General features: G+C 69.8%; 11 protein-coding genes and 1 tRNA gene. 10 read left to right on the top strand and 2 right to left on the bottom strand.

What is annotated here, in order from left to right:
- Positions 1-86: 86 nt before the first annotated feature.
- Complete coding sequence (locus AB0937_RS17650; protein WP_366712674.1) at positions 87-731, top strand: YwqJ-related putative deaminase; 645 nt, start codon at positions 87-89, stop codon at positions 729-731.
- 95 nt (positions 732-826) lie between these two features.
- Positions 827-1,321, top strand: coding sequence for an SUKH-3 domain-containing protein (locus tag AB0937_RS17655; RefSeq protein ID WP_366712676.1), 495 nt, complete (start codon positions 827-829; stop codon positions 1,319-1,321).
- 93 nt (positions 1,322-1,414) lie between these two features.
- Here the strand turns inward: AB0937_RS17655 and AB0937_RS17660 are convergent, their stop codons facing one another.
- The gene (locus AB0937_RS17660; RefSeq protein ID WP_366712678.1) at positions 1,415-2,752 is read right to left on the bottom strand and encodes a histidine kinase; all 1,338 of its coding nucleotides are present in this window, start codon (positions 2,750-2,752) and stop codon (positions 1,415-1,417) included.
- 168 nt (positions 2,753-2,920) lie between these two features.
- On the opposite strand from AB0937_RS17660, the gene AB0937_RS17665 reads away from it, so the two are divergent.
- The 8 genes from AB0937_RS17665 (at position 2,921) to AB0937_RS17700 (ending at position 9,398) form a co-directional block, all read left to right on the top strand.
- Positions 2,921-3,793 carry a hypothetical protein gene (locus tag AB0937_RS17665; RefSeq protein WP_366712679.1) on the top strand — a complete coding sequence of 291 codons (873 nt, stop codon included), beginning with the start codon at positions 2,921-2,923 and terminating at the stop codon, positions 3,791-3,793.
- Positions 3,794-3,799: 6 nt separating this feature from the next.
- Positions 3,800-3,870 (top strand) — tRNA-Gln (locus AB0937_RS17670).
- Between the two features lie 123 nt (positions 3,871-3,993).
- The gene (gene glmU / locus AB0937_RS17675; RefSeq protein ID WP_366712680.1) at positions 3,994-5,442 is read left to right on the top strand and encodes a bifunctional UDP-N-acetylglucosamine diphosphorylase/glucosamine-1-phosphate N-acetyltransferase GlmU; all 1,449 of its coding nucleotides are present in this window, start codon (positions 3,994-3,996) and stop codon (positions 5,440-5,442) included.
- 136 nt (positions 5,443-5,578) lie between these two features.
- A complete protein-coding gene (locus AB0937_RS17680) occupies positions 5,579-6,559 on the top strand; it encodes a ribose-phosphate diphosphokinase (RefSeq protein ID WP_366712681.1) in 981 nt (326 codons plus the stop codon).
- Between the two features lie 192 nt (positions 6,560-6,751).
- Positions 6,752-7,348, top strand: a complete 597-nt coding sequence (locus AB0937_RS17685; RefSeq protein ID WP_366712683.1) for a 50S ribosomal protein L25/general stress protein Ctc — start codon at positions 6,752-6,754, stop codon at positions 7,346-7,348.
- Between the two features lie 69 nt (positions 7,349-7,417).
- A complete protein-coding gene (gene pth, locus AB0937_RS17690) occupies positions 7,418-8,020 on the top strand; it encodes an aminoacyl-tRNA hydrolase (protein WP_366712685.1) in 603 nt (200 codons plus the stop codon).
- A gap of 42 nt (positions 8,021-8,062) precedes the next feature.
- Entirely contained in the window at positions 8,063-8,566 is a 504-nt protein-coding gene (locus AB0937_RS17695) for a hypothetical protein (protein ID WP_366712687.1), read from the top strand.
- Between the two features lie 133 nt (positions 8,567-8,699).
- Positions 8,700-9,398: an LPXTG cell wall anchor domain-containing protein gene (locus AB0937_RS17700; RefSeq protein ID WP_366712688.1), complete on the top strand. Its 699-nt coding sequence runs from the start codon at positions 8,700-8,702 to the stop codon at positions 9,396-9,398.
- Positions 9,399-9,462: 64 nt separating this feature from the next.
- Here AB0937_RS17700 and ppc read toward each other — a convergent pair whose 3' ends face one another.
- Complete coding sequence (ppc, locus tag AB0937_RS17705) at positions 9,463-12,195, bottom strand: phosphoenolpyruvate carboxylase (RefSeq protein ID WP_366712690.1); 2,733 nt, start codon at positions 12,193-12,195, stop codon at positions 9,463-9,465.
- Between the last annotated feature and the right edge of the window lie 188 nt (positions 12,196-12,383).

Here is a 12,383-nt window from a genome sequence, read left to right on the forward strand (position 1 = left end):
GCGTGTCGCATCGCCCCAGCTTCCGCAGCAGCCACGGCATTTGGCAGTCTGTGACCCCGGGGGGATGCACGGAGGGGAAGACGATCATGAACGCGACGCAGACGGGACCACACACCGGCAGGCCCGCCGACCCACGAAACGGCGACCCCCGAGGCGGCAGCCGCGACACCGGCCCCGCGGCCGGCCACCCGCACAGCGACCCGCGCATCGGCGACCCCCGCAGCAGGGACCCGCACCACGCAGACCCCCGCAACGGCGACCCCCGCATCGGCTGGAGCACCACCGAAACCGCCCACGCCCCCACCCTCCTGCACCGCCGCGACGGCATCCTCCCCACCATCGCCGCCGCCCTCTCCGTCCGCGGCACCACCCTCACCGGCACCGCAGCCCGCGGCGACACACCCCCCGCCCTGCACCCCCTCGTCCAGGACTTCCTCGACACCCTCACCAGCACCCAGCGCGACCGCTACACCGGCCGCTGCGCCGAAACGATCCTCATCTCCCGGCACATCGCCGCCGCGGACACCGCACGCAGCAAACGCGCCGCACGCAAACCCATGACCAACGGCGAAGCACGCAAAGCCCTCAAACAGGCCAAACTCACCGCCCGACGCATCCGCGAGGACGGCGACCCCCTCCACGGCAGCTTCGCCGCCCCCTGCCGCGCCTGCACCGCGCTCAGCTCCCACTTCGGCGTCCGCATAGTCGACCCGGCGTCCCAGAACACCTGACGCCTCCCCCCACCCCCACACCGCACAGCCGGACACCCGGCGTGCGCCCGCGCACACCCGCCGCCACCCCATGACCTCGACGAGACGAAGGGCAGATGCACACCGACCGCACCTCAACCACCCGCTTCGCCGTACCCGTCGACGCCGCCCTGCGCGCCGCCGGCTGGCAACCCGGACGCTGGGACATCAAACAAGCCGAGATCTGGGCCGACGCCCTGCGCGACCACACCTCCCCCGCGGGACACCGCCACACCGTCTTCCCCGCGGCCGTCGAGGCCTGGGCCGAATTCGGCGGACTCCACATCACACCCACGGGCCCCGGCCGCCAGGTCGCCCCCGCCACCCTCCACCTCGACCCGCTCCACGGCCTCCACATGGCCCGCACCCTCGGCGACCTCGGCCGCGCCCTCGGCACCGACGTCTGCCCCCTCGGCGCCGAGACCGACAGCCAGGCCCTCCTCGCCATCGACACCGACGGCCGCGTCTACACCCTCGACCACACCGGCGACTGGTACCTCGGCCACGACATCGACCAGGCCCTCGCCACCCTCATCGCCGGCACCGCCCCCCTCCGCCTCACCGCCGGCTGACCACCGGCCGGCCACGCCCGACCACCGGCCGGGCGTGGCCGGTCAGCGGCCCGTCACCGGCCGGTCAGCGGGCGGCGACCGGCCCCGAAGGGGCTACGACGCCGGAATCACCGCCGACACCCGGAAACCCCCCGCATCCGTCGGCCCCGACACGAACACCCCGCCCAGCGCCGACACCCGCTCCCTCATCCCCACCAGCCCGTTCCCCCCGGACGGCAACCGCGCCGACGACGCCGCCTCCTCAGGCGGCTCGTTCTCCACCTGCATCGCGATCTCCGACACCCGATGCGCCAACCGCACATACGTCTTCGCCCCGGCCGCGTGCTTGTGGACGTTCGTCAACGCCTCCTGCACCACCCGGTACGCCGTCTGCTCCACCAACGGCGCATACGACCGCACATCCCCCTCCACCGACAGCGCCACCACCATCCCCGCCGCAGCCGACTGCCCCACCAGTTCCTCGATCTCCGCCAGACACGGCCCCTCGTCATCCGCCGCCCGCGAAGCAGCCGCAGCGGCCGCCACCCCCACCGCCGCCAACGGCACCGACGCAGATGCCGACACCGAGGCCGATACCGATGCCGGCGCGGACGGCTCACGCGACGGGCCGTCCCCACCACTGCGCAGCACCCCGAGCATCTCCCTCAGCTCCGTCAGCGCCTGCCGCCCCATGTCCCCCACCAACGCGGCATTCTTGACGGCCTTCTCCGGATCCTTCCGGGCCACCGCCTGCAACGCCGCGGCATGCACCACCATCAGGCTCACCCGATGCGCGACCACGTCGTGCATCTCCCGCGCGATCCGCGTCCGCTCCTCGTTCCGGGCCCACTCGGCCCGCTCCTCCGCCCGCTCCGCCAGCAACTGAAGCTCCCGCTCCAGACTGTCCGCCCGCTCCCGCAGACTCTCCATCAACCGCCGCCGCGCCCCCACGTACAGTCCCAGCAGCACCGGCGGCGCCGTGAAGCCCAGCGACATCGTGATCGCAGCGAAGGGGACGAACCAGTCCCCTATCTCCAGATCCCCCCGCGACATGTCCTGCTGCGTCTTCACGAACGTCACGATCAGCGTCCCGACCAGCGACATCCCCGCCAGCGAGCCGATGATCCGCCGGGGCAGCTCGGCCGCGGCCAGCGTGTACAGGCCGACGATGCCCATCAGGAAGCCCATCTCGGCGGGCGTGATGGCGATCGACACCAGCACCACGGCGATCGGCCACCGCCGCCGCACGAGCAGCACCGAACCGGCCAGCAACCCGAAGACGACCCCCGCGGCCACCGGGATCCCGGCATCCCGCGCGAACGGGATCCCCTCCAGCGCGCACTCCAGCGCGGACACCACGGCCAGGCTCACATCGAGCACGGCGCTGCGCCGCCTGGCCCACCACCACGGCCCTCCCCGGGCCGTCACATGGTCTTCCCCCGTCGCGGTCATGGCTCCCAGCCTACGGGCGGCCCCCGCCGGTTTTCCGTCGCATTTCCCGGACTGGCCTACACCACACTCCGTGACCGTTCGGCCGCGATACCACCCGATATCCCTCGAACTGCTGAATCGCACACCGTTCGACCCCGGAGGCCTCCATTCCGCCCGGACGGTATGCGTATGACACATGCACCCGGCAAGTACGCCGACTTCGAGGGGCTGCGGGAGAGGGCGGTGGCACTGCGGCGCGCAGGACTGAGCCGTCGCCAGATCCGCGACCGGCTTCACGTCGACAACAACGACATCCTCAACCGCCTGCTGGAAGGCGAACCACCACCGGCCTGGACCAAGCGCCCGAACGCGAAGGACGACCTGAGGGAGAGGGCGAGGGAACTCCGCCTCCAGGGCTGGACGTACGACCAGATCCAGGTGGAGCTGGGGTGCTCGAAGAGCTCGATCTCACTGTGGGTCCGGGATCTGCCGAAGCCGGAGCGCCTCGACCCGACACAGCAGGCGAAACTGGCAGCGCAACGGAGGTGGGAGCACGAGCTGGCGGTACGCGACGAGGAACGCCAGCAGACCAAGGAGGCCGCCAGGCGAGCGATCGGCGAACTCTCCCAACGGGAGCTGTTCGTTCTCGGAGTCGGCTTGTACTGGGCCGAGGGCGCCAAGGACAAGCCGCACGCCCGACGGGAACGGGTCATTTTCGTCAACAACGACCCCGACATGATCCGCGTGTTCCTCGCCTGGCTCGACCTGCTCGAGGTCGAGAGGACCCACATCACGTACCGCGTGATGATTCACGAGTCGGCCGATGTTGAAGCAGCCGAGAAATACTGGGCGGAAATCACCCAGACCGACCGCACCTCATTCGGCCGGACGACACTGAAGCGGCACAACCCGAAGACAGTGCGCAAGAACACCGGTGATGACTACCGAGGATGCCTTGCACTCACCGTGCGACGGAGCGCGGAGCTGTACCGTCGCATCGAAGGCTGGTGGTGCGGCATAGTAGGGGCTGCCACCGCGTCCGAACTACCAAATCGGACTTAGCGGCAATCCCGGGTCGTCTAAGGGCAAGACGTCAGATTTTGGTTCTGATCATGGGGGTTCGAGTCCTCCCCCGGGAGCACATGATGGGTTCGGGTCCTGACTGGTGATGGATCGGTCGGACCCCACACCCCCACCCCCCACAAAACCCCCCGGTATCCTGCGGATGTCACCCCACCCCATCCACAGCCGAAGGGCATCCCGTGAGCGCCAACCGCCCGGCAGCCGTCGTCGTTCTCGCAGCGGGTGAGGGCACCCGTATGAAGTCGGCCACACCCAAGGTCCTGCACGAGCTCTGCGGCCGCAGTCTCGTGGGGCACGTCCTCGCCTCCGCCGGCGAGCTGCAGCCCGAGCATCTGGTCGTCGTGGTCGGCCACGCCCGTGAGAAGGTCACCGCGCATCTCGGTGAGATCGCCCCGGACGTCCGTACCGCCGTGCAGGCGGAGCAGAACGGCACCGGGCACGCCGTGCGGATGGGCCTGGAGGAGCTGGGCGGGTCCGTGGACGGGACCGTCGTGGTCGTGTGCGGGGACACGCCCCTGCTGACCGGGGCGACCCTGCGGGCGCTCGCCGAGACGCACTCCGCCGACGGCAACGCGGTCACCGTGCTGACCGCCGAGGTGCCGGACGCGACGGGGTACGGGCGGATCGTCCGCGACGACGCCACGGGTGCCGTCACGGCCATCGTCGAGCACAAGGACGCGACGGACGCCCAGCGGTCGATCCGTGAGATCAACTCGGGTGTGTTCGCGTTCGACGGTCAGCTGCTGGCGGACGCGCTGAAGAAGGTGCGGACGGACAACAGCCAGGGCGAGGAGTACCTGACGGATGTGCTCGGGATCCTGCGTGAGGCGGGGCACCGGGTGGGGGCGTCGGTGGCCGGCGACCACCGTGAGATCGCCGGGATCAACAACCGTGTGCAGCTGTCGGAGGCGCGGCGGATCCTGAACGACCGGTTGCTGACCGAGGCGATGCTGGCGGGTGTGACCGTGATCGATCCGGCTACGACCTGGGTCGACGTCACCGTGACCTTCGAGCAGGACGTCGTCGTGCACCCGGGCACGCAGCTGCACGGCGCGACGCATCTGGCCGGGGGTGCGGAGGTCGGGCCCAACTCGCGGCTGACCGACACCCGGGTGGGTGCGGGTGCGCGGGTGGACAACACCGTGGCGGCGGGTGCCGAGGTGGGCGCGGAGGCGACGGTGGGTCCGTTCGCGTATCTGCGGCCGGGGACGCGGCTGGGTGCGAAGGGCAAGATCGGGACGTACGTGGAGACGAAGAACGCGTCGATCGGGGAGGGGACGAAGGTGCCTCACCTGTCGTACGTGGGGGACGCGACGATCGGTGACCAGACGAACATCGGTGCCGCGAGCGTCTTCGTGAACTACGACGGGCAGGAGAAGCACCACACCACCATCGGTTCGCATTGCCGTACGGGCTCGGACAACATGTTTGTGGCGCCTGTCACGGTGGGGGACGGTGCGTACACCGCTGCGGGATCCGTGATCACGAAGGATGTGCCGGCGGGTTCGTTGGCCGTGGCCCGTGGTCAGCAGCGGAATATCGAGGGTTGGGTGGCTCGCAAGCGTCCGGGGAGCGCGGCCGCGAAGGCGGCGGAGGCGGCTTCCCGGGAGTCGGCCGGCGAGGGCTGACCGGAAACCGATGCCTCAAACACGGCGTACGGTGATAAGTGCACAACCCGCACCCCCACCAGCTGAGACGGCCTCCGGCAAGTCGGCTGCGAGGTCTCTCGCCACCCAGCTGCGACACCTCTGAGGAGACAGTGCTGTGACCGGGATCAAGACGACCGGCGAGAAGAAGTTGATGTTCTTCTCCGGCCGCGCCCACCCCGAGCTTGCCGAGGAGGTCGCCCAGCAGTTGGGTGTCGGGGTCGTCCCGACGAAGGCCTTCGACTTCGCGAACGGCGAGATCTATGTGCGTTATCAGGAGTCGGCGCGTGGTGCCGACTGCTTCCTGATCCAGAGCCACACGGCTCCGATCAACAAGTGGATCATGGAGCAGTTGATCATGATCGACGCGCTGAAGCGTGCGTCGGCCCGCTCCATCACGGTCATCGTGCCGTTCTACGGTTACGCGCGGCAGGACAAGAAGCACCGTGGCCGTGAACCGATTTCGGCGCGTCTGATCGCGGACATGATGAAGACCGCGGGTGCGGACCGGATCCTGACCGTGGATCTGCACACGGATCAGATCCAGGGCTTCTTCGACGGTCCGGTGGACCACCTGTTCGCGCTGCCGCTGCTGGCGGACTACGTGGGCCGGAAGGTGGACCGGGAGAAGCTGACGGTGGTGTCTCCGGACGCGGGCCGTGTGCGGGTGGCGGACCGCTGGTGCGACCGTCTGGGTGCGCCGCTGGCGATCGTGCACAAGCGGCGTGACAAGGACGTCGCGAACCAGGTCACCGTCCACGAGGTCGTGGGTGAGGTGGAGGGTCGCGTGTGTGTCCTGGTGGACGACATGATCGACACCGGTGGGACGATCTGTGCCGCGGCGGACGCGCTGTTCGCGCACGGTGCGGAGGACGTGATCGTGACGGCGACGCACGGTGTGCTGTCGGGTCCGGCCGCGGACCGGCTGAAGAACTCGCGGGTGAGTGAGTTCGTGTTCACGAACACGCTGCCGACGCCGTCGGAGCTGAGCGCTGATCTGGACAAGATCTCGGTGCTGTCGATCGCGCCGACGATCGCGAGTGCGGTGCGTGAGGTGTTCGAGGACGGTTCGGTGACGAGCCTGTTCGACGAGCAGTAGGCCCCCGCGTGGTGCCGGCGTAGATCCTTTTGGGTGCGGCCTCCCTGTCCGAGTAGACTGCTGCAGTTGCTCGGCGAGGGAGGCCGTTCCCGTTGTGTTTGCGGGATGCGGTGGTCCGTTATCGACGCGCTCTTCGTAGCAGGCCGTTCGTGGCCGGGTGACCACGTCCGTTTCTGACTATGAGGAGTGATCATGTCCGAGGTGAAGATCGCCGCCGAGACGCGCACCGAGTTCGGCAAGGGTGCCGCGCGCCGTATCCGTCGTGAGGACAAGGTTCCCGGCGTGCTCTACGGGCACGGTTCGGACCCGCTGCACCTGACCCTTCCGGGTCACGCGCTGCTGATGGCGCTGCGTACGCCGAACGTCCTGATCGCGCTGGACATCGACGGCAAGACGAACGAGCTGGCGATCCCGAAGTCCGTGCAGCGTGACCCGCTGAAGGGCTTCCTGGAGCACGTGGACCTGCTGCTGGTCAAGCGCGGCGAGAAGGTCACGGTCGAGATCCCGGTGCAGACCGAGGGTGAGCTGGCCCCGGGTGGCTACCTGCTGGAGCACGTGCTGAACGCGCTGCCGGTGGAGGCCGAGGCGACCCACATCCCGGAGTCGGTGACGGTGTCCGTCGAGGGACTGGAGGCCGGTGCCTCGATCCTCGCGAAGGACATCGAGCTGCCCAAGGGCACGACGCTGGCCGTCGATGAGGACGCTGTCGTCCTGCAGGTGCTGGCCGCGCAGGCCGAGGAGGCCCCGGAGGGCGAGGAGGCCGCTGAGGAAGAGGCCGCCGAGGCCTGATCCTCTGCGTCGTCGTTTCGTCGGCCGCTGTTCCCGTGCGGGGCAGCGGCCGACGCGTATGAAGGAGACATGGACGTGACGACCGATGCGGCCGCTCCGTGGCTGATCGTGGGGCTGGGCAATCCGGGGCCGGAGTATGCGGGGAACCGGCACAACGTGGGTTTCATGGTGGCCGATCTGCTGGCGGACCGGGTCGGGGGGAGGTTCAAGCGGGCCGGGCGGGCGCAGGCGCAGGTCGTGGAGGGCCGGATCGGGCCGCCGGGGCCGTTGAACCGGCGGGTGATTCTGGCGAAGCCGATGTCGTACATGAACCTGTCGGGCGGGCCGGTGAACGCGCTGCGGGACTTCTACAAGGTGCCGGTGGGTCATGTGGTGGCGGTGCATGACGAGTTGGACATCGACTACGGGGTGCTGCGGCTGAAGCTGGGTGGCGGGGACAACGGGCACAACGGGCTGAAGTCGATGACGAAGGCGTTCGGTGCGGAGTATCACCGGGTGCGGTTCGGGATCGGGCGGCCGCCGGGTCGGATGCCGGTGGCGGATTTCGTGCTGAAGGATTTCTCGTCGTCGGAGCGCAAGGAGCTGGACTACTTCGTGGACCGGGCGGCGGATGCGGTGGAGTGTCTGGTGATCGAGGGGCTGGAGCGGGCGCAAAGCACGTACAACTCCTGACTTGTCACCCGTCGAGGTTGACGGGCCGTTCAGGCATGGCCAATGATCCCGGCCATGCCTGCCATTGCCGCCTCTTCGTCCCAGGCTTCGACCGCCGTGCTGCGGTTCGGGCGGTTCGCGGCGATGGGTTCGGTCGCGGTGCTGATCCTGATCGCGGGTGTGTGGGCGTCGTGGGGTACGGCGCAGCACGTGATGCTGACGAAGGGCCGGGAGCAGGGCACGGTCGATGTGTCGCGGTGTGGGCCCGCGGTGTGCTGGGGCCGGTACACGCCGTTGTCGGCGGGTTCGCAGCCGCGGGCGCGGGTGGTGCTGGAGAAGTCGGTCGCGGTGGAGCGGGGCCGGACGTACACGGTGGTCGTGAAGCCCGGTGGTGATGACGCGGTGCGTTCGGGTCCGGCGGGGGTGCTGTACGCGTGGGTTCCGCTCGGTGGTGCGTTGTTGCTGGCGTCGGTCGTGGTGGCGGGTGGTCTGCTGCGGACGCGGCTCGCGTGGGTGATGGGGTTGTCGGGGGTGGCTTTGCTGACGGCGGCTTTCGTTGCCGTGTGAGGGCTGGGTCGTTGTTTCCCGTGTGCCGGTGCGAGTGTTGTGTGTTCGTGATTGACGTGCGGCCGGGCGAGGCCGGAAGCTGAGCCGCCCCCTCCACATCTTCCTGTCACTTCTCGAAGATGGACTACCTCTGATGCGACCCCTCTCCCGCTTCGGCGCTGTCTGCGCTGCCGCTTCCTCGGTTCTCCTGTTCGCTCCGGCCGCCCACGCCACTCCCCCGGGCGACAACGGCACGGTGAAGATCCATGACGCCTCGACGGGTGAGGAGCTGCGGCGCAATGAGCCGCACGTGTGCGCCTTCTACCTGGATGCCTTCGGTTTCGACGGGGGGCAGAAGGTGGACTGGCACATCGATGCGATCCCTCCGAGTGAGAACAAGGGGGAGACGGTGGAGTCCGGTGCGCTGGTGCTGGACGCCGAGGGTCACGGCCGGACCGGGGATCTGACGCTGCCCGACGGGCATTACAAGCTGTTCTGGACGTTCGAGGGTGAGAAGGGGTCCGCCAAGCACAAGGTGTTCTGGTCGGAGTGCGAGGACGAGCAGGAGCCGGGTGGTTCGACGCCGTCGGCTTCGGCGTCGCCGTCGTCGGGTGCGTCCGGTGAGCCGTCGGGTGAGCCGGGTGCGTCGGCGTCGCCGAGTGCGTCGGCCGGCGGTGGGGTGCCTGCTTCTTCGGCGCCGTCCTCGTCCCCGTCGGCGCAGGGTGGCGGTGAGGGTGATCTCGCCGAGACGGGCAACGGGGCGCCGGTGGGTGTGCTGTCGGGTGTGGCGGCGGCCCTGGTGGCGTGTGGCGGGTTCCTGGTAGTGCGGCGCCGGAGGGCCGGTCGCGGCTGATGCGGACGGCACTGTGCCCCCGAGCCTGTACGGGCTCGGGGGCACAGTGGTGTCCGGGAGCGGTTCAGCCGGTGTTGCGCAGGCCGGCTGCCACGCCGTTGACGGTGAGGAGGAGGGCGCGGGCGAGGAGCGGGTCGGGCTGCTCGCCGGCTTCGGCGGCGTCGCGCTGCCGCTTGAGGAGGGCGACCTGGAGGTAGGAGATGGGGTCGAGGTAGGCGTCGCGGATGGCGAAGGTCTGCTTCAGGACGGGCGCGGCGTCGAGGAGTTCCTCTTCACCGGTGACGCGCAGCACCTCGCGCACGGTCAGTTCGTGTTCGGCCTTGATGGTGTCGAAGACGTGCTTGAGCTCGTCGGGGACGAGGCTGTCGACGTAGTGCTGGGCGATCCGCAGGTCGGTCTTGGCCAGGGTCATCTCGACGTTGGAGATGAAGTTGCGGAAGAAGTGCCACTGTCCGTACATCTCGTCGAGGACGGTGTCGAGGCCGGCTTCGCGCAGGGCCTTGAGGCCGGAGCCGACGCCGAACCAGCCGGGGACGATCTGCCGGGACTGGGTCCAGCCGAACACCCAGGGGATGGCGCGCAGGCCGTCGAGCGACACACCGGAGCCGGGGCGGCGGGAGGGCCGGGAGCCCAGGTGCAGGTCGGCGAGCTGGTCCACCGGCGTCGACGCGAGGAAGTACGTCGGCAGGTCGGGGTCCTCGACGAGTCGGCGGTACGCGGCGTGGGCGGCGTCGGAGACGACGTCCATCGCGGCGTCCCAGCGGGAGAGGGCCTCGGTGGACTGGCGGGGTGCGGTGTGCAGGGCGGAGGCCTGGAGGGTGGCGGCGACGGTGAGTTCGAGGTTCTCCCGGGCGAGGGAGGGGATGAGGTACTTGTCGGAGATGACCTCGCCCTGCTCGGTGACCTTGATCTCGCCCTCCAGGGTGCCCCAGGGCTGGGCGAGGATGGCGTCGTGGGTGGGGCCGCCGCCGCGGCCGACGGTGCCGCCGCGGCCGTGGAAGAGGCGCAGGCGGACGCCGTAGCGGTGGGCTACGTCGCGCAGGCGGCGCTGGGCGCGGTGGATCTCCCACTGGCTGGTGGTGATGCCGCCGAACTTGGAGGAGTCGGAGTATCCGAGCATGACCTCCTGGACGTCGCCCCGCAGCGCGACGAGGCGCCGGTAGGACGGGTCGGAGAGCATGTCCTCGAGGATGGTGTCGGCGGCCTTGAGCTCGTCGGTGGTCTCGAGGAGCGGCACGATGCCGATCTTGGCCCAGCCGGCGTGCAGGTCGATGAGACCGGCTTCGCGGGCGAGGACGGCGGCGGCGAAGACGTCGTCGGCGCCCTGGCACATGGAGATGATGTAGGACTCGATGACCTCGGGTCCGAAGACCTCCAGGGCGCGCTTGACGGTGCCGAAGACGCCGAGGGTCTTCTCGCCGGGCGCGTCGACGGGGGCCGGGGTGGGGGCGAGCGGCCGCCGGGACCTGAGCTCCTTGGCGAGGAGCTTGGCGCGGTAGTCGCGGGGCATGTCGGCGTAGCGCCAGGATTCCTCGCCGAGCCGGTCGAAGAGCTGGCCGAGGGCGTGGTGGTGGGCGTCGGCGTGTTCGCGGACGTCCATGGTGGCGAGCTGGAGGCCGAAGGCGGCGAGGGTGCGGATGGTGCGGGCGAGGCGGCCGTCGGCGAAGAGTCCGCCGCGGTGCTCGCGCAGGGAGCGCTGGATGATCCGCAGGTCGTCGAGGAGTTCGCTGGTGCCGAGGTAGTCGCGGCCGTCGCGGTGGGCGGTGCCCTTGGCGAGGCGCTTCTTGGTGTTCTCCAGCTTCTGGCGGATGCAGGTGGCCTTGAGCCGGTAGGGCTCTTCGGCGTTGAGGCGCTTGTAGCGGGGGCTGATCTCGGGGAGGTTCTCCAGGTCGGTCTGGAGGGAGGTCAGCAGTTCCTCGGTGGCGCCGGCGTAGCGGATGGAGTTGGACAGGAAGCCGCGGAGCTCGTCGATGGTCTCCAGGGCGTCGTTGATGCCGTGCTCGTGCTGGAGGATCAGGACGTCCCAGGTGACCTGGGGGGTGACGTTGGGGTTGCCGTCGCGGTCGCCGCCGATCCAGGTGCCGAAGGTGAGGGGGCGGGTGTCGTCGGGGAGCTTGACCCCGGCGCGCTCCAGTTCGGCGGTGAGGTCCTCCAGGACGTCGCCGACGGCGCCCGCGTGGAGCTCGTCGAGGTAGTAGATGGCGTTGCGGGCCTCGTCGGCGGGCTCGGGGCGCACCACGCGCAGCTCGTCGGTCTGCCAGACGAGGTCGATGTTCTCGGCCAGGCGGGTGTCCAGGCGGCGCCGGTCGGACTCGATGACCGGGGTCTCCAGGAGCGCGGCGATGCGGCGGAGCTTGTTGAGGACGGAGCGGCGTGCGGCCTCGGTGGGGTGGGCCGTGAAGACGGGGCGGACGTTGAGGTTGCGGACCGTCTCGCGCAGGTGTTCGGGGTCGGCGTCCTTGAGCCGATCGGCCGTACGGGCGAGGAGTCCGCCCTCGGCGGCGCGGCGGGCGCGCAGCTCGCGGCCGCGGTGGACCTGCTCGGTGACGTTCGCCAGGTGGAAGTAGGTGGAGAAGGCGCGGACCAGCTTGGCCGCGGTGTCGAGTTCGGTGCCGCGCAGCAGCTCGGCGGCGGCCTCGCCGTCCTCGCGGGTGAGGCGGCGGACCTTTTCGACGAGTTCCAGCAGCTCGGGGCCTTCTTGGCGGACGAGGGTCTCGCCGAGGAGGTCACCCAGCCGGCGGATGTCGGCTCGCAGCTCGCTGCTCGTCGTCGTGGTCTGGTCGTCGGCACTGCTCACAGGTGCGGCTCCTTGCAGTGTTGAAGCTCGTCTGGGAGGGGAACCCGGACGGCGTCTCGCGCGGCGGGGCGCCGCATACGGTCCGGACATCCGGGAAGAAATCAGAGCGGACCGCGCTGTCCGACCGACTCAAGGATAGGTGTCGGCCAGGACGCGCAGGCTCGCGGGCTCTTGCCGCCGGGCGACGC

The sequence above is a fragment of the Streptomyces sp. NPDC047880 genome (assembly GCF_040706515.1).
Taxonomy (GTDB): Bacteria; Actinomycetota; Actinomycetes; order Streptomycetales; family Streptomycetaceae; genus Streptomyces.

Coding starts and splice junctions, on each gene's coding strand:
- AB0937_RS17695 (WP_366712687.1), top strand. CDS start 8,063: ATGATCCCGGCCATGCCTGCCATTGCCGCCTCTTCGTCCCAGGCTTCG.
- AB0937_RS17665 (WP_366712679.1), top strand. CDS start 2,921: ATGACACATGCACCCGGCAAGTACGCCGACTTCGAGGGGCTGCGGGAG.
- AB0937_RS17655 (WP_366712676.1), top strand. CDS start 827: ATGCACACCGACCGCACCTCAACCACCCGCTTCGCCGTACCCGTCGAC.
- AB0937_RS17685 (WP_366712683.1), top strand. CDS start 6,752: ATGTCCGAGGTGAAGATCGCCGCCGAGACGCGCACCGAGTTCGGCAAG.
- AB0937_RS17650 (WP_366712674.1), top strand. CDS start 87: ATGAACGCGACGCAGACGGGACCACACACCGGCAGGCCCGCCGACCCA.
- pth (WP_366712685.1), top strand. CDS start 7,418: ATGGACGTGACGACCGATGCGGCCGCTCCGTGGCTGATCGTGGGGCTG.
- AB0937_RS17700 (WP_366712688.1), top strand. CDS start 8,700: ATGCGACCCCTCTCCCGCTTCGGCGCTGTCTGCGCTGCCGCTTCCTCG.
- AB0937_RS17660 (WP_366712678.1), bottom strand. CDS start 2,752: ATGACCGCGACGGGGGAAGACCATGTGACGGCCCGGGGAGGGCCGTGG.